16 protein-coding genes are annotated in these 16,326 nt (G+C 63.8%); 7 read left to right on the top strand and 9 right to left on the bottom strand.

What is annotated here, in order from left to right; translation table 11 throughout:
• Position 1: 1 nt before the first annotated feature.
• Entirely contained in the window at positions 2–676 is a 675-nt protein-coding gene (locus WBK23_RS01525) for a hypothetical protein (protein WP_424482229.1), read from the top strand.
• Here the strand turns inward: WBK23_RS01525 and zwf are convergent, their stop codons facing one another.
• Positions 677–2,164 (bottom strand): glucose-6-phosphate dehydrogenase, encoded by a 1,488-nt coding sequence (zwf, locus tag WBK23_RS01520; protein WP_424482228.1) that lies wholly within the window; start codon positions 2,162–2,164, stop codon positions 677–679.
• Between the two features lie 112 nt (positions 2,165–2,276).
• Here zwf and hexR point away from each other — a divergent pair, with 112 nt between their 5' ends.
• Positions 2,277–3,143, top strand: a complete 867-nt coding sequence (gene hexR / locus WBK23_RS01515; protein WP_424482227.1) for a transcriptional regulator HexR — start codon at positions 2,277–2,279, stop codon at positions 3,141–3,143.
• Between the two features lie 121 nt (positions 3,144–3,264).
• Positions 3,265–3,489 carry a PA3496 family putative envelope integrity protein gene (locus WBK23_RS01510; RefSeq protein WP_424482226.1) on the top strand — a complete coding sequence of 75 codons (225 nt, stop codon included), beginning with the start codon at positions 3,265–3,267 and terminating at the stop codon, positions 3,487–3,489.
• Here WBK23_RS01510 and WBK23_RS01505 read toward each other — a convergent pair.
• Entirely contained in the window at positions 3,431–4,393 is a 963-nt protein-coding gene (locus WBK23_RS01505; RefSeq protein ID WP_424482225.1) for a LysR family transcriptional regulator, read from the bottom strand. The genes WBK23_RS01510 and WBK23_RS01505 overlap by 59 nt on opposite strands.
• A gap of 233 nt (positions 4,394–4,626) precedes the next feature.
• Between WBK23_RS01505 and WBK23_RS01500 the strand changes: the two genes are divergently transcribed.
• Together WBK23_RS01500 and oadA are read left to right on the top strand one after the other, a co-directional pair.
• Positions 4,627–6,045 carry an acetyl-CoA carboxylase biotin carboxylase subunit gene (locus tag WBK23_RS01500; RefSeq protein WP_424482224.1) on the top strand — a complete coding sequence of 473 codons (1,419 nt, stop codon included), beginning with the start codon at positions 4,627–4,629 and terminating at the stop codon, positions 6,043–6,045.
• A 16-nt stretch (positions 6,046–6,061) separates the two neighbouring features.
• Positions 6,062–7,870 (top strand): sodium-extruding oxaloacetate decarboxylase subunit alpha, encoded by a 1,809-nt coding sequence (gene oadA / locus WBK23_RS01495; RefSeq protein WP_424482223.1) that lies wholly within the window; start codon positions 6,062–6,064, stop codon positions 7,868–7,870.
• A 34-nt stretch (positions 7,871–7,904) separates the two neighbouring features.
• Here oadA and WBK23_RS01490 read toward each other — a convergent pair whose 3' ends face one another.
• Positions 7,905–8,315 carry a hypothetical protein gene (locus WBK23_RS01490; protein ID WP_424482222.1) on the bottom strand — a complete coding sequence of 137 codons (411 nt, stop codon included), beginning with the start codon at positions 8,313–8,315 and terminating at the stop codon, positions 7,905–7,907.
• Positions 8,316–8,542: 227 nt separating this feature from the next.
• Here WBK23_RS01490 and glsB point away from each other — a divergent pair, with 227 nt between their 5' ends.
• Positions 8,543–9,451 (top strand): glutaminase B, encoded by a 909-nt coding sequence (gene glsB, locus WBK23_RS01485; protein ID WP_424482221.1) that lies wholly within the window; start codon positions 8,543–8,545, stop codon positions 9,449–9,451.
• Positions 9,452–9,471: 20 nt separating this feature from the next.
• On the opposite strand, the gene WBK23_RS01480 is transcribed toward glsB, so the two are convergent.
• From WBK23_RS01480 to WBK23_RS01460, 5 genes are all read right to left on the bottom strand, one after another.
• Complete coding sequence (locus tag WBK23_RS01480) at positions 9,472–9,810, bottom strand: hypothetical protein (RefSeq protein ID WP_424482220.1); 339 nt, start codon at positions 9,808–9,810, stop codon at positions 9,472–9,474.
• Between the two features lie 203 nt (positions 9,811–10,013).
• Positions 10,014–11,369 (bottom strand): 8-oxoguanine deaminase, encoded by a 1,356-nt coding sequence (locus tag WBK23_RS01475; protein WP_424482219.1) that lies wholly within the window; start codon positions 11,367–11,369, stop codon positions 10,014–10,016.
• Between the two features lie 169 nt (positions 11,370–11,538).
• Entirely contained in the window at positions 11,539–11,994 is a 456-nt protein-coding gene (locus WBK23_RS01470; protein ID WP_424482218.1) for an N-acetyltransferase family protein, read from the bottom strand.
• Positions 11,995–12,046: 52 nt separating this feature from the next.
• Positions 12,047–13,033: an asparaginase gene (locus WBK23_RS01465; RefSeq protein ID WP_424482217.1), complete on the bottom strand. Its 987-nt coding sequence runs from the start codon at positions 13,031–13,033 to the stop codon at positions 12,047–12,049.
• A gap of 79 nt (positions 13,034–13,112) precedes the next feature.
• Positions 13,113–14,555 (bottom strand): alanine/glycine:cation symporter family protein, encoded by a 1,443-nt coding sequence (locus WBK23_RS01460; RefSeq protein WP_424482216.1) that lies wholly within the window; start codon positions 14,553–14,555, stop codon positions 13,113–13,115.
• 163 nt (positions 14,556–14,718) lie between these two features.
• Here WBK23_RS01460 and WBK23_RS01455 point away from each other — a divergent pair, with 163 nt between their 5' ends.
• A complete protein-coding gene (locus WBK23_RS01455) occupies positions 14,719–15,537 on the top strand; it encodes a helix-turn-helix domain-containing protein (protein WP_424482215.1) in 819 nt (272 codons plus the stop codon).
• A 9-nt stretch (positions 15,538–15,546) separates the two neighbouring features.
• Here WBK23_RS01455 and WBK23_RS01450 read toward each other — a convergent pair whose 3' ends face one another.
• Positions 15,547–16,221, bottom strand: a complete 675-nt coding sequence (locus WBK23_RS01450; protein ID WP_424482214.1) for a GNAT family N-acetyltransferase — start codon at positions 16,219–16,221, stop codon at positions 15,547–15,549.
• Between the last annotated feature and the right edge of the window lie 105 nt (positions 16,222–16,326).

Here is a 16,326-nt window from a genome sequence, read left to right as displayed (position 1 = left end):
TATGCCCAAACCCGCGAGCCTGAGTGTCGGTCTGCGCCTGCTGTTGGCGTCCCAGGCCATGGCCCCGTTGACCGTCAAGCTGGGGCTGGTCCAGCAACTGGGTGCCGAGAAGGCCGCGCTGCTGGCCCCGCATATGCCGCCGGGGCAGTTGCGTGAGCTGATCATGGCCATGCCCATCGAGTTCGCGGCCCAGGTGACCACGCACCTCGACCCGCGCCTGATTCTCGACACCTACCTGAGCCTGCCGGACAGCCTGCACCTGGAGGTGGCGCGCCAGCTCTGCGCCGATGGCGCGTTTGCCACGGCGGCGCGCTATGCCGAGTGCCTGTCGGCCAAGCAGATCAAGGTGCTGATCTTCGGCATCAACGATGTCGATCACGTGCTGCAGATCGCCCGGCATATCGTCGACATGCCGCTGATCAGCGAAAGCCTGCGCAGCTTTTCCACCGGTTACCTGTGCAAGCTCACCGAGGCGGCCGTAGTGGATCGCAACCTACCGGTGGCGGCCCAGGTGCTGGGCGGTTTGTCACTGGCGCGGCAGGCCGATGTGTGCGCCGGCTTGCAGCCGGCGACCCTGCGCAAGCTGCTGCCGCTGTTGCTGTTGATCAGCGGCGATGGCTTGCGTCAGCAGTTGCCGGAGGCCGTGCTGCAGGTGTTTGAGCAGCAGTTGGCTTAGCTATTCCATCCACTGCCGTTCGTGGCGTTCGAGCAGGCTGCTGGCCTGCTCGGGGCCATCGCTGCCGGCCGGGTAGGGGCGCGGGCTCTGGTAGTGCTGGTGCCAGCCCTTGATGATCGGGTCGACCCAGCTCCAGGCCGCTTCCACTTCGTCGCGGCGCATAAACAGCGTCGAGTCACCTTCGATCACATCGAGCAGCAGGCGCTCGTAGGCGTCCCAGCGGCGCTGCTTGTGGAAAGCGTCGGCCAGGTTGAGGTCGAGCTCCACCGGTTGTAGGTGCATGCCCTTGCCGGGGCTCTTGCCCATTAGTTGCAGGCTGATGCGTTCTTCCGGCTGCAGACGGATCAGCAGGCGGTTGGCTTCGCCGCCGCCAAACAGCTGGTGCGGCACCGGCTTGAACTGGATGAGGATTTCCGAGGTCTTGCGCGCCAGGCGTTTGCCGGTGCGCAAGTAAAAGGGCACGCCGGCCCAGCGCCAGTTGTCGATCTCGGCCTGCACGGCGACGAAGGTCTCGGTGTCGCTGTCGTTATCCACGTTCTTTTCGAAGTAGTAGGCCGGCACTTCCTGGCCGCCGATCTTGCCGGCGGCGTACTGCCCGCGCACGGTTTTGTCCTGCACGTCGAGGCCGTTGATGGGCTTGAGCGCCTCGAGAATCTTCACCTTCTCGTTGCGCACCGCCTCGGCGTCGAAGCGCACCGGTGCTTCCATCGCCACCAGGCAGAGCAGCTGCAGCAGGTGGTTCTGGATCATGTCGCGCATGGCCCCGGCTTTTTCGTAGTAGGCCCCACGGTTTTCCACACCGAGGCTTTCACACACGCTGATCTGCACGTGGTCGATATGCCCGGCGCGCCAGATCGGCTCGAACAGCGCGTTGGCAAAGCGCAGCGCCATCAGGTTCTGCACCGTCTCCTTGCCTAGGTAGTGGTCGATGCGGAACACCCGCGACTCGTCGAACACTGCCCCGATGGCGGCGTTGATCGCCTGCGCCGATTCCAGCGAGTGGCCAATCGGTTTCTCCAGCACGATGCGCGCCTTGGGCCCGGCCAGACTGGCGGTCTTCAGGTGCGAGGCGATGTCTTCGAACAGGTCCGGCGCGGTGGCCAGGTAATAGATGCGCACGCGCTCGGGGTCGGCCCCCAGGCGCTTGCCCAGGCGGCCGAAATCGGCGCTCTGGCTGGCGTCCATGGCGAAATAGTCGAGGCGCGCGGCGAAGCTGGCCCAGGTGTCGTTGTCGAAGTCGCTGCGGGCCACCTGGGCGCGACAGTGGCGTTCGGCCAGGGCTTGAAAGGCATTGCGGCTGTGGGCGCTACGGGCCAGGGCGAGGATGCGCGTGTCGCCATGCAGGCGCCCGGCGCGATGCAGGTGGTAGAGCGCTGGCAGCAGTTTATGCAGGGCCAGATCGCCGGTGCCGCCAAACACCAGCATGTCGCAGGGAATGCTCAACGTAGGAACTCCGCCTCGGTTTACCTGTGCGGGAGTCGCGGCCATGTAGTATAACTACAAGACCACTACAACCCGTCGTGCGCCGATCATAACCGAGTCATGACTCCTGATGCGGCGCGCTTGATGGATTCGCTAGCCAAATGTCGAGCCTAATTCTGTGAACCTGTTGCAGCACATTGCCCAGTCGCGGCCCCTGTTACGCAAGTCGGAACTCAAGGTCGCCGACCATGTTCTGCTCGATCCGGCTTCGGTCATGCACAGCTCCATGGCCGAACTGGCCCACAGCGTGGGCATCAGCGAGCCGACCATCGTGCGTTTCTGCCGGGCGATTGGCTGCACCGGCTTTCAGGACCTCAAGCTGAAACTGGCGCAGAGCCTGGCCGCCGGTGCCAGTTTCGGCCAGTTCGCGATTCATGAAGACGATTCGGTGGCTGACTTCAGCCTGAAGATCTTCGACACCACCCTGCACACCCTGATCGAGGTGCGCGAGAAACTCGACACCCAGGCCCTGCAGCAAGCCATTGCCGCTATCGCCAACGCCCAGCGCGTGGAGTTCTATGGCTTCGGCGCGTCCGGCGCGGTGGCTGCGGATGCTCAGCACAAGTTCTTCCGCCTGTTGCTGACGGCCGCGGCCTATTCCGACCCGCATATGCAGGCGATGAGCGCGGTGACCTTGAAACCGACCGATGTGGCCATCTGCATCTCCCAGTCCGGCCGCTCCAAGGATCTGCTGATCACCGCCAACCTGGTGCGCGAGACCGGGGCCACGCTGATCACCCTGTGCCCGAGCCAGACCCCGCTGGCCGAACTGGCCACGGTCAACCTGGCGATCGATGTGCAGGAAGACACCGAGATCTACACCCCGCTGACCTCGCGTATCGCCCACCTGGTGGTGATCGACGTGCTCGCCATGGGCGTGGCCATGGCCCGTGGCCCGGGTCTGGTCAACCACCTGAAGAGCGTCAAGCGCAGCTTGCGCAGTCTGCGTCTGTCGCCTAAGGCGCATAAGAACGTCGAAGACTAAGTCGGTTCTGAGACGTTTTCGCGCCAGGCGCGGTCATCGCAGCTTCATCCTTTCGCCGTCAAACCGTCATCGCTCAGGCTGATGCTGGTACTCCCGTTATTCAGCTTGGGAGTGCAACCCTATGTCTGGCTATTTGGATAAAACGCAATCTCACGAAAGCAGTGATGCGAAAGCGCGGCGCAAGGTGCTCGATCAGCGCCGCATGGAATACCGCCGCGCCATTGAAAGCTACGCCGAGCAGCGCCAGTTGCAGCAGGACCTGGCCGATTACCCGGAGCTGGTCGCGGCTAACTACCTGGCGTCGACTCGGGTCCTGGGCCGGCGAAACGCTCAGCCAGGGCATTGATCTGGCTGCGTTCGCTGCGCACAAAGGCGAAAAACGCCTGAGCCACCGGCGACAGGTACTTGCCGCGCGGGTGCACCAGGCACCAGCTGCGCAGCAGCGGTAATTCGGTCACCGGCAGTTCGCGCAAGGCGCCGTATTGCAGTTCGCGGCGCACCGCGTGGCGTGGCAGCAGGGCCAGGCCGAGGCCGGCAATCACCCCTTCGCATTGCGCTTCCAGTGAGCCGACCTCCAGGGTGTGGGCGAAGTGCGCGCGTTTCTGGTGGCAATAATCCTCGCAGGCCTGGCGCGTGCCCGAACCGAGTTCGCGCACCAGCAGTGGCCACGGCGTCAGGTCTTGCAGGCTCAGCGCCGTCTGCTTGCACAGCGGGTGCTCGGGCGGGGCTACGGCGATGATCGGGTTATTAAGGAAGGGCAAAAACTCCAGGTTCATGTCCGACGGTACCCGCGACATGATCAGCAGGTCATCGCGGTTGGCGCTCAGGCGCTTGAGCGCCTGGGCGTGATTGGTGACCGTGAGCTGTAAGTTGACTTCCGGGTATTCGTGGCGAAAAGCGGCGAAGAGGTGCGGTACGAAATACTTCGCGCTGGATTCAATGGCCAGGCTCAACTGCCCCTGCAGCGAGCCCTGCAGGTCGGCCAGCTGCATGTCGAGGCTTTCCAGGCGGCCGAAGATGTCCGCGCCGGCGCGTTGTAGAGCGACAGCGGCGTCGGTCAGGTAGAGCTTTTTGCCGACGTAATCGAACAGCGGCTGGCCGAGCAATTCTTCCAGCTGGCGAATCTGCAGGCTGACGGCGGGCTGGGTCAGCGACATCTCCTCGGCGGCGCGGCTGTAGGAGAGGTTGTCGCACACCGAGCGGAAGATCTGCAGTTGACGAAAGGTCATACGCAGCAATGACTTACGCATTTATATGGGCTCGTTTGCAGGTGTTTTAGCCGGCGGCGCGGCGGTGCGCAACAGGCGGCAGAGAGGGCTGGCTCGGCTGACTATAAGTCTTTACTAATGGCTAACCCAATAATTATTGATTTTGGTTAATCACCGAGCCGGCGTAGCTTAAATGCATGACCGCTACATGACGTGCGGTCACACGTCGACCGGTATTGCCGTTCGCCTGCTCACGTGATCGAGGAAGCTGGCTCGTGATCAAGAAAATCCTGATAGCCAACCGCGGTGAGATTGCCGTACGCATCGTGCGAGCCTGTGCCGAGATGAATATTCGCTCGGTGGCGGTGTACTCCGATGCCGATCGCCATGCGTTGCACGTCAAACGCGCTGACGAAGCCCACAGCATCGGTGAAGAGCCATTGGCCGGTTACCTGAACCCGCGCAAGCTGGTCAATCTGGCGGTGGAAACCGGCTGCGATGCGCTGCATCCGGGCTATGGCTTCCTCTCCGAGAACGCCGAGCTGGCGGATATCTGCGCCGAGCGCGGGATAAAGTTTATCGGCCCGTCGGCGGAAGTGATCCGCCGCATGGGCGACAAGACCGAGGCGCGCCGCAGCATGATCGCCGCCGGCGTGCCCTGCACTCCTGGCACCGAAGGCAACGTGGCGGATATCGCCGAAGCCCTGCGCGAGGGTGACCGCATCGGCTACCCGGTGATGCTCAAGGCCACCAACGGCGGTGGCGGTCGCGGTATCCGTCGCTGCAATAGCCGCGATGAGCTGGAACAGGCCTACCCACGGGTGATCTCCGAGGCGACCAAGGCCTTCGGCCGCGCCGAAGTGTTTCTGGAAAAATGCATCGTCAATCCCAAGCACATCGAGGCGCAGATTCTCGCCGACAGCTTCGGCAACACCGTGCACCTGTTCGAGCGCGATTGCTCGATCCAGCGGCGCAACCAGAAGCTGATCGAGATCGCCCCCAGCCCGCAGCTGACGCCTGAGCAGCGTGCCTATATCGGCGACCTGTCGGTGCGCGCGGCCAAGGCTGTCGGTTATGAGAATGCGGGCACCGTGGAGTTTCTGCTGGCCGAAGATGGCGAGCTGTACTTTATGGAGATGAACACTCGGGTGCAGGTGGAGCACACCATCACCGAGGAAATCACCGGCATCGATATCGTTCGCGAGCAGATCCGCATCGCCTCCGGCCTGGAGCTGTCGGTCAAGCAGGAAGACATCATCCACCGCGGCTATGCCCTGCAGTTCCGCATCAACGCCGAGGACCCGAAAAACAACTTCCTGCCCTCGTTCGGCAAGATCACCCGTTACTACGCCCCTGGCGGTCCCGGCGTGCGTACCGACACGGCGATCTACACCGGTTACACCATTCCGCCGTACTACGACTCCATGTGCCTGAAACTGGTGGTCTGGGCGCTGACCTGGGAAGAAGCGCTGGCCCGTGGCCTGCGCGCCCTGGATGACATGCGCGTGCAGGGGGTGAAAACCACCGCCGCCTATTACCAGGAGATCCTGCGTAACCCGGAATTTCGCAGCGGTCAGTTCAATACCAGTTTCGTCGAGTCTCACCCGGAACTGACCGAGTACTCGATCAAGCGCAACCCGTCGCACCTGGCCATCGCCATCGCCACCGCCATTGCCGCCCACGCCGGCCTGTAGGGGAAGGAATCAGAACATGAACAAAAAGATCACGGTCACCGACACCATCCTGCGCGATGCTCACCAGTCGATCATCGCCACGCGCATGCGCCTGGACGACATGCTGCCGATCTGCGCCAAGCTCGACAAAGTCGGCTACTGGTCCCTGGAAGTCTGGGGCGGCGCGACCTTTGATTCCTGTGTGCGCTTCCTCAAGGAAGACCCCTGGGAGCGTCTGCGCCAGCTCAAGGCCGGCCTGCCCAACACCCGCCTGCAGATGCTGCTGCGTGGGCAGAACCTGCTCGGCTATCGCCACTACAGCGATGACGTGGTGCGCGCCTTCGTCGCCAAGGCGGCGGTGAATGGCATCGACGTGTTCCGCATCTTCGATGCGATGAACGATGTGCGAAACCTGCGCGTGTCCATCGAAGCGGTGAAAGCCGCCGGCAAACATGCCCAGGGCACCATCGCCTACACCACCAGCCCGGTGCACACCGTCGAGGCCTTCGTGAAACAGGCCAAGGCCATGCAGGCCATGGGCATCGACTCTATCGCGATCAAGGACATGGCCGGTCTGCTGACGCCATACGCCACCGCCGATCTGGTCAAGGCACTGAAGGCCGAGGTCGACCTGCCGGTGTTTATCCACAGCCACGACACCGCCGGCATGGGTTCGATGTGCCAGCTCAAGGCCATCGAGGCCGGTGCCGACCATATCGACACCGCCATCTCCAGCTTCGCCTGGGGCACCAGCCATCCGGGCACCGAGTCGATGGTTGCCGCGCTCAAGGGCAGCGAATACGACACCGGCCTGGACCTGGCGCTGATCCAGGAGATCGGCCTGTACTTCCACGCCGTGCGCAAGAAGTACCACCAGTTCGAAAGCGAGTTCACCGCCGTGGACACCCGCGTGCAGGTCAACCAGGTGCCGGGCGGGATGATGTCCAACCTGGCCAACCAGCTGAAAGAGCAGGGCGCGCTGCACCGCATCAACGAAGTGTTCGCGGAAATCCCAAGGGTGCGTGAAGACCTCGGCTTCCCGCCGCTGGTCACGCCAACCTCGCAGATCGTTGGCACCCAGGCGGTGTTCAACGTGCTCGCTGGCGAGCGCTACAAGACCATCACCAACGAGGTGAAGTTGTATCTGCAAGGCCGCTACGGCCTGGCTCCGGGCAAGGTCAACGAGCAGCTGCGCAAGCAGGCGATTGGCAGCGAAGAAGTCATTGAAGTGCGTCCGGCTGACCTGATCAAGCCGGAGATGGCCAAACTGCGCGAGGAAATCGGCAGCCTGGCCAAGTCCGAAGAGGACGTGCTGACCTACGCGATGTTCCCGGATATCGGCCGTAAGTTCCTCGAGGAACGCGCTGCCGGCACCCTGGTCCCGGAAGTGCTGCTGCCGATTCCCGAAGCCGGCGGCGTGGCCCCGGCCGGTGGTGAAGGCGTGCCGACCGAATTCGTCGTCGACGTGCATGGCGAGAGCTATCGCGTGGATATCACTGGCGTCGGCGTGAAGAGCGACGGCAAGCGCCACTTCTACCTGTCGATCGACGGCATGCCGGAAGAAGTGGTGTTCGAGCCGCTCAACGACTTCGTTGCCGGCAGCGGTGGCAAACGCAAACAGGCCAGCGCGCCGGGCGACGTTAGCACCAGCATGCCGGGCAATATCGTCGATGTGCTGGTCAAGGTCGGCGACGCGGTCAAGGCCGGTCAGGCCGTGTTGATCAGCGAAGCGATGAAGATGGAAACCGAGGTGCAGGCACCCATTGCCGGTACGGTGAAAGCGGTGCATGTGGCCAAGGGCGACCGGGTCAATCCGGGCGACGTGCTGATCGAGATCGAAGGCTAAACCGCGAGGCCCCAGCGGGCCTCGCAGCTACCACTTAGCGGCGCAGACGATGGGCCTGGCGCAGCTCGACCAAGTCCTGGTAGGTGCAGGTCTGCGGTGCTTCGCCGGTCAGATCGAAGCAGCGCTGGCCGAAGCCCATCGGCCAGTAGGCGATGCCGACTGGGGGCCAGAACACCGAGGCGACGCGGAAGCGGCTCTTCAGTTTGCCCGAGCGAATGGTGTTGGCTTGGCTGTCTTCGACCCGGTAGGGAATACCGCCGGTAAAACCCCAGGAGAATGGGCGGCTGCGCACCAGCCCCTGGTTGTTGTGCGCGGGGCGGTCGCTGATCACCAGGGTGCTGTTTTCCGGCAGCTTGAACCAGGCACCGGTGGAGCAACCGGCAACGGTCAGGGTGAGCAGTAGCAGAGCGGCAATACGTAATGCGTGCATCGGTGTTTCATCCATGTGGTCAGTCCGTGAACATTCGCGCGTTTTTTTGGCGCGATTCGCTGTCGAGCACCCAGTAGTGGCTCGGCGGGGCGCGAATATAGCGAGTTTTCCGGAAGTGTGGAGAAAATCTGTGGTGGCCTGCCTGACGCAGGCCGAGCGGTACCGACTGTGCTCAGCAGCGCTTGCCGAGCGTCTAGCTGGCATAGCCCGAGGCGTGTTCGGGCGTTGCCGCGAGCCTGAGCATGCAAGCGTTGTTGAATGAAATTCTCGATGAAGTCCGCCCGCTGATCGGCCAGGGCAAGGTGGCCGATTACATTCCTGCGCTGGCCGATGTGCCGGCGCAGCAACTCGGTATCGCGGTGTACAGCAACGATGGCGAGCTGTATTGCGCCGGCGATGCGGCGACGGCGTTTTCCGTGCAGAGCATCTCCAAGGTGTTCAGCCTGGTGCAGGCCATCCAGCATTCCGGCGAGGCGATCTGGCAGCGCCTCGGCCACGAGCCGTCCGGCCAGCCGTTCAATTCCCTGGTGCAGCTGGAATTCGAGCGTGGTCGACCGCGCAATCCGTTTATCAATGCTGGGGCGTTGGTGATCTGCGATATCAACCAGTCGCGCTTCGCCGCGCCGGTGTTGTCGATGCGCGACTTCGTCCGTCGCCTGGCCGGCAACCCCGAGGTGCTGGTGGATCGTCGGGTGGCCGACTCGGAATATCAGCACCGCGCGCGCAATGCCGCGGCGGCCTACCTGATGCAGTCCTTCGGCAATTTCCATAACGATGTGGAGGCGGTGCTGCGCAGCTATTTCAGCTACTGCGCGCTGCGCATGAGCTGCGTCGACCTGGCCCGGGCCTTCTGCTTTCTGGCTAACGACGGCTTCTGCAAACACAGCGGCGAGCAAATCCTGACGCCGCGGCAGAGCAAGCAGGTCAACGCGATCATGGCCACCAGCGGGCTGTACGACGAGGCGGGCAACTTCGCCTACCGCGTCGGCCTGCCGGGCAAGAGTGGCGTGGGCGGCGGCATCGTCGCGGTGGTGCCGGGACGTTTCAGCGTGTGCGTGTGGTCGCCGGAGCTGAATGCAGCCGGCAACTCCCTGGCTGGGATCAAGGCGCTGGAACTGCTGAGCGAGCGGATCGGCTGGTCGGTGTTCTGACGAGCCCGCTCCAGCACTGATCAGTCGGCCATTGGCTCCGCTGATTCGTCAGCTGCCGGTGCCTCTTCCTCGGTCTTTTCGCAGATGCCATTGGCACCCTGTTTGCCGGTGTAGGACACCGTGGGTACGCCGGCGGCATTGAGGCTGATGGAGAGGGTTGCCCCCTCGCCCTTGGCCTCGAAGAACTGCTCGCTGAGCTTGTGCAGAACGAGCGGCTTGTCGTTGAGATAGACCGTGCCGCCGGCCTCGGCGCGCACCTTGAGGTCGGTTGCGCAGGTGACGTCGAAGGCCGGCAGATTGGCGGCATGGGCCATGCCGCTGGCAGTCAGCAGGGCGATGGCGGTTGGCAGTTTGTGCATGCTGTTGCTCCAGGCAGGGAGACGGGCAAGGGCCGTCGCAGATACGGCGACCCGAATACTCAACTAAGCAGCCGACCGTGGCCTTGTCCAATCGCGGCGGGATTTGCCCGATCGGCTGCACCATGAAAAAGACCGGCCCTGGGGCCGGTCTTTTCTTGCCTTGCGTGCGGCACCTGGCGGCGCACGCCTAGGCGGTGGACGACTTAACCGGCAATCAGCTCCTTGGCCGCCTGGCGGTGGTCGGCGATCAGCTTGGCGACATCCAGGCCTTCGATCTGGCCGTCGATCACGCGCCACTGGCCGCCGATCATCATCCGATCGGCTTTGTCGGCACCGCACAGCAGCAGGGCGGAGATCGGGTCGTGGCTGCCGGAGAAGCGCAGTTCGTCGAGCTTGAAGAAGGCCAGGTCGGCCTGCTTGCCCACTGCCAGCTCGCCGATATCGGTACGGCCGAGCAGCTTCGCCGAACCTTTGCTGGCCCAGCCCAGCACCAGTTCCGGGGTGATCTTCTCGGCACCGTAGCGCAGGCGCTGGATATACAGGGCCTGGCGCGCTTCGAGGATCATGTTGGAGGCATCGTTGGACGCCGAGCCATCGACGCCGAGGCCGATCGGCGCGCCGGCGGCTTCCAGGTCGAGGGTCGGGCAGATGCCGGAGGCCAGGCGCATGTTCGAACTCGGGCAATGGCAGATACCGGTGCCGGCTTGGCCCAGGCGGGCGATTTCATCCGGGTTGAAGTGGATGCCGTGGGCCAGCCAGGTGCGCGAGCTGAGCCAGCCGACGCTGTCCAGGTAATCCACGGTGCGCAGGCCGAAGCGCTGCAGGCAGAAGTCTTCTTCGTCGAGGGTCTCGGCCAGGTGGGTGTGCAGGCGCACGTCCAGTTCCTCGGCCAGTTCGGCGCTCTGGCGCATGATTTCTTGGGTTACCGAGAACGGCGAGCAGGGGGCCAGGGCGATCTGGATCTGCGCGCCATCGCCGCGCTGGTGGTAGTCGTGGATCAAGCGCTGGCTGTCGGCCAGGATCACTTCGCCCTGCTGCACGGTTTGTTGCGGTGGCAGGCCGCCGTCGGCTTCGCCCAGGCTCATGGAGCCGCGGGTGAGCATAGCGCGCATGCCCAGTTCGCGCACGGCTTCGACCTGCACATCGATGGCGTTTTCCAGGCCGCCGGGGAACAGGTAGTGGTGGTCCGCCGCGGTGCTGCAGCCGGACAGCAGCAGTTCGGCCAGGGCCACCTTGCTGGCCAGGGCGAGTTTCTCGGGAGTCAGGCGTGCCCATACCGGGTACAGGGTCTTCAGCCAGGGAAACAACGGCTGGTTGACCACCGGGCCCCAGGCGCGGGTCAGGGTCTGATAGAAGTGGTGGTGGGTGTTGATCAGGCCCGGCAGCACCACATGCTCGCGGGCATCGAAGGTGCGGTTGCACGGCTGGGACGGCTGCTGGCCGGCCTTGAGCAGTTCGCTGATGACGCCGTCTTCGATCACCAGGCCGCCGCCGGCGTCGAGGTTGTTGGCAGTGAAGATGGCGAGGGGGTTCTTGATCCAGATACGTGTAGCAGCCATTGAGTTGGCTCCTCTGAAGTTGGGTTCAGGTTAGCCAGCTCAGTGTTTACCCTGTCTGCTGATCCAGGTGCGCCGCCGGCGCTGATGGCCGGACGTGGCGCAGAAGATAACGCCGTAATCTGCCTGCGGCAAGACCGCAGAGCGGAATTTCTGACCGGAAGGTCAGCGCTTAGAACAGCTTGCGGTACTGGATAAACCCCGAGCGTTCGGCGATGCGTTCATACAGCAGCATGGCCTTGGCGTTGCTTTCGTGGGTCAGCCAGTAGGTGCGCGAGCAGCCGTGGGCCTGGGCTTCGCGGTAGACGTGCTCGATCAGCTGGCGGCCGGCACCGCTGCTGCGGATGTCCTTGGCGATAAACAGGTCCTGCAGGTAGCAGTAGTCGCCGCTGGTCCAGGTCGAGCGGTGGAAGATCCAGTGCACCAGGCCAATCGCCTGGCCGTCATGCCAGGCCAGCGCCGCGTGCATCGGCTCGGCCGGGTCGAGAAAGCGCTGCCAGGTGGTGTCGCTGGTCGCGGCGGCGATCTCGGTCATATAGAAGCGCTGATAGCCCTGCCACAGCGGCAGCCAGGCGGCATGGTCGGCGGCTGTTACGGGGCGGATCTCGACGGGGATGCGAACGGGCATGGCGACACTCTCCTCCAGCAATCAATAATCCTGAAATGCCTACAGCCTAGCTTCATTCCACACGTTCACCGCACAGATCGAGGCCGAACCAGTGCTCCACCTCGGCCTGGCTCAGGCCCGCGCCGAGCAGGGCGAACAGCTTGCCCAGCGCCGCTTCGCGGGTCATGCCCCCGGCGGAAATCAGCCCAGTGCTGGCCAGTTGGCTGCCCGCTGCATACACGCCGAATTCGACATGGCCGCTCGGGCACTGGCTGATCGCGGCCAGTACCACGCCGCGATCATGGGCGGCCTTGAGCACGCCGAGCAGTTCGGCGTCGTCCGCCGGGCCCGTGCCGCTGCCGTAGCATTCCAGCAGTAGGCCTTGCACGCCGCTGTCCAGCAGGGCACGCAGATGGCCCGCCTGGATGCCGGGATAGAACGGCAGCGCGGCGAGATTGGCCGGCTGACGCGGCTGGCGGTAATCGATGCGTGCCGGGATGCTTTCGGCACGCGCGCTCTGGCGCTGGCGCGGCAGCACCTGGAAGGCGTCGAAGGCATCACTGCGCAGCTTGCTGACCCGCGCGCCATGCAGCAGCGCGCCGTTGAAATACAGGTGCACGCCCGGCGTGACGCCGGCTTGCAGCGCGCGCATGGCACCGAACAGGTTACCCCAGGCATCGCTGCCCTCGGCCCCTGCCGGCAGCATCGAGCCGCTGAGAATTACCGGCACCGGCAGGCCGAGCAGCAGAAAGCTCAGGGCACCAGCGCTGTAGGCCAGGGTGTCGGTGCCGTGCAGCAGCAACACGCCATCGCAGCCATCCTGCTCGATGCCGGCGCGAATCGCCGCGACCATCGCCAGCCAGTTGCCCTGGTTCATATTGGCGCTGTCGATTGGCGGCAGCAGCTCGCGGAAGGTCCATTGCGGCAGTGGCTGGGCTTCCAGCGCTTGCTGGTCGCGCAAACGCGCCTCGAAGCCGGACGCCGGGGCCAGGCCATTGGCGCTCATCTGCATGCCGATGGTGCCGCCGGTGTAGAGCACCAAAAGATTGCTACAACCCATCAGGGGTCTCCGTACTTTCATTGTTCTTATAAGAAAACAGGGGGCTAAGCCCCCTGTTTATCACAGCTTTTCGAACGGCTTAACGCTGATGAACGCTGTTGCCGATTTCTGCCTGATTGGCCGGGGCGCTAGGCGACGCGGTTGGCCAGGCGGCTGGGTCGAGGTCCAGGTCGGCGAAGTTCTTCGCGTCGAATACCGGCGACTCTACGCCAGCCTTACGCTGCTCGTCATAGTCGCGCATCAGGCGCAGCCCCGTCTTGAACAGCAGGAACATGGCAGTCAGGTTGACCAGTGCCAGCAGGCCCATGGTTACATCGGCGAAGCCGAATACGGTCGACAGATCCTGCATCGAGCCCCACAGCACCAGGGCAATCACCATCACGCGGTAAACCTGCAACAACCAGCGCTTCTTGCTGAAGAAGCTCAGGGCGTTTTCACCCAGATAGTAGTTGTATACCAGGGTGGTGAAGACGAAGAGCAGCAGCGCCATGCTGACGAACACTCGGCCCCATTCGCCGACAGAGGCGGCCATGGCGGTCTGGGTCAGCACCACGCCGGCCTCTTCCATGCCAGGCTGGTAAACGCCCGACAGCAGGATGATCAGCGCGGTGCTGGTGCACACCAGGATGGTGTCGATAAACACGCTAAGCGACTGCACGATGCCTTGCGCAGCCGGGTGCTTGACCTCCGCCACGGCGGCGACGTTCGGCGCACTGCCCAGGCCCGCTTCGTTGGAGAACAGGCCGCGTTTCACGCCCATGATGATGGCCGCGCCGATACCGCCGGCGAAGGCTGGCTCCAGGCCGAAAGCGCTGCGCACGATCAGGGCCAGGGTTTCTGGCACTTCGGTGATGTTCATGCCCAGTACCACCAGCGCCATGCCGATGTAGGAGAACGCCATGATGGGCACCAGCACGTCGGCCATGCTGGCGATGCGCTTGATCCCGCCGAAGATGATCAGGCCGATTATCGCTACCAGCGCCAGGCCGCTGACATAGGTCGGCAGGCCGAAGGTGTCATGCAGCGAGGTGGCTACGGTGTAGGACTGCACGGCGTTGAAGCCGAAGCCGAAGGTCACCAGCAGCAGGATCGAGAACACCACTGCCATCCAGCGCTGACCCAGGCCATGCAGGATGTAGAAGGCCGGACCACCACGGTAGGTGCCGTCGGCTTCACGACGCTTGTACAGCTGCGCCAGGGAGCACTCGAAATAGCTGGTGGCCATGCCGAGCAGCGCCACCAGCCACATCCAGAAAATGGCACCAGGACCGCCGAGCATGATCGCGACCGCGACCCCGGCGATGTTGCCGGCACCGACGCGGCCGGCGACCGAGAGCATCAGCGCCTGGAACGAGCTGAGCTGGCCCGGCTGACGCTCAAAGGCTTCGGCGAAGATGCGGAACATGTCGCCGAAGTAACGGAATTGGACGAAACGCGAGCGAATCGAGAAGTACAGACCGAGGCCGACCAGGGCGACGATGAGGACCTTGCTCCAGAGCAGGTCATTGAGCAGATCGAGCATGATGAGGTTGCCTCTCTTGTTGTTTTAGACGGATTGACACCGCGCCACCGTGCGGCCCCGGCATGGTTGAGCAGACGCGCCTGTGGTGCAATTTCGCGGGTGGCGGCGAACTGATGCGAGTTGATGCTAGAATCGCGCCGCTCGCATCACTAGGAAAGCCGCCATGTCCGACCATCTAGGCCTCAATCTAAAGCTGTTGTGCGGTCATTACCGGTCAATCGCCGAGGTTTGCCGCAAGCTGGCGATCAATCGCGCCCAGTTCAATAAATACCTCAGTGGGCAGAGCCGCCCGACGGCTTACAACCTCAAGCGTATCTGCGATTTCTTCGGTGTCGAGGCGTATGAGCTGAGCCTGCCCGAGGAGCAGTTTGCCGACCTGATCGGCGCGCGCGCGCCGGGCCAGGTTTCCGGTGCGCGCAGCGACGCGCTGATGGAGCTGCTCAAACCGCTGCGCGCACATGCCGGCAACCTGTCGCGCTACTGCGGTTACTACTTCGAGTACTCCAACTGCATGTCGGTGCCGGGCACGGTGCTGCTGTCGCTGGTGCATCTGTGGGAGGAAGACGGCGACTTCCTGTTCGAGCGTCAGGAGCGCCAGGAGCGCTCCGCCAGCGCCGACGTGCAGGGCGAGGACTGGGTGCGCTGCCGCTACCTGGGGGCTGCGTTCCAGCTGCAGGACCGGCTGTTTCTGATGGACTACGAATCGCTGACCCTCAACGAGATGAGCCAGACCATCCTCATCCCCAGCTACAAGAGTCGCATCACCCGCCTCAACGGCCTGAAGACCGGCGTCTCCAGTGGTGACCGCCGTAGCCCGGCCTGCACCCGGGTGGTGTGGGAATACCTGGGCAGCGAGATCAACCGCATCAGCGCCTATCGCCAGGTGCGCCTGTACCGCCCGGACGACCCCCGCATCGACGACGACGTGCGCCTGCGCCTGGCGGTGGCACCGCTAAAGAACGGCCTGTTCGAGATCGAATAAACCGCCGGCCTATTGGCGCAAATCTTCCAGACGCTGCTTCTGCAGTCCCTCGGCATCGAAGTTGTCCGTCGCCAGCCAGCGCTTGAACGCTTCGCGGCGCGCCGGCCATTCGCCGTCGATGATGGCGAACCAGGCGGTGTCGCGGTTCTGCCCCTTGACCAGCATATGCTGGCGAAACAGCCCCTCATGGCTGAAACCCAAGCGCTCGGCGGCGCGCATCGAGCGGGCGTTGAGCGCGTTGCACTTCCATTCCAGGCGGCGGTAGCCGAGGTCGTCGAAGGCGTGCCGGGCCAGCAGCCAGACCGCCTCGGTGGAGCCCGGCGTGCGCTGCATGGCCCGGCCGAAGGCGATATGGCCAATCTCGATGCAGCCATCCTTGGGCGTGATGCGCAGATAGCTGAGCAGGCCAACGGCGCGCTGGCTGGGCAGATCGATCACGCTAAAGAACAGTGGGTCGGCGCTTTGCGCATTGCCGACCAGCCAGGCGTCGAAGGGTTCGCGACTGGCGAAGGGGCCATAGGGCAGATAGTCCCATAGCGCCGGGTCCGGCCCCTGCAGGGCTGCCCACAGGTCGTCGCCATGCTGCGCGCTATCCAGCGGTTCCAGGCGCACAAAGCGGCCCGCTAGGGGCTCGCGTTGCGGGGCAGGGCGGGGCTGCCAGTTGGACAGGTCATGAACGGTCATGGCGGGCTCCTAACCAATTCACGATCTGCTGCGCGTCGGCCCTACAGCGTTAAAAACAGGCTCGGAATGCTCATTTACAGCTCGTAAACTCCGCTTCCTCGCCTG

The organism is Pseudomonas sp., from assembly GCF_049653025.1.
Taxonomy (GTDB): domain Bacteria; phylum Pseudomonadota; class Gammaproteobacteria; order Pseudomonadales; family Pseudomonadaceae; genus Aquipseudomonas.
Note: the sequence above shows the minus strand (reverse complement) of the source record. Positions and strands in the feature narration are given on the sequence as shown.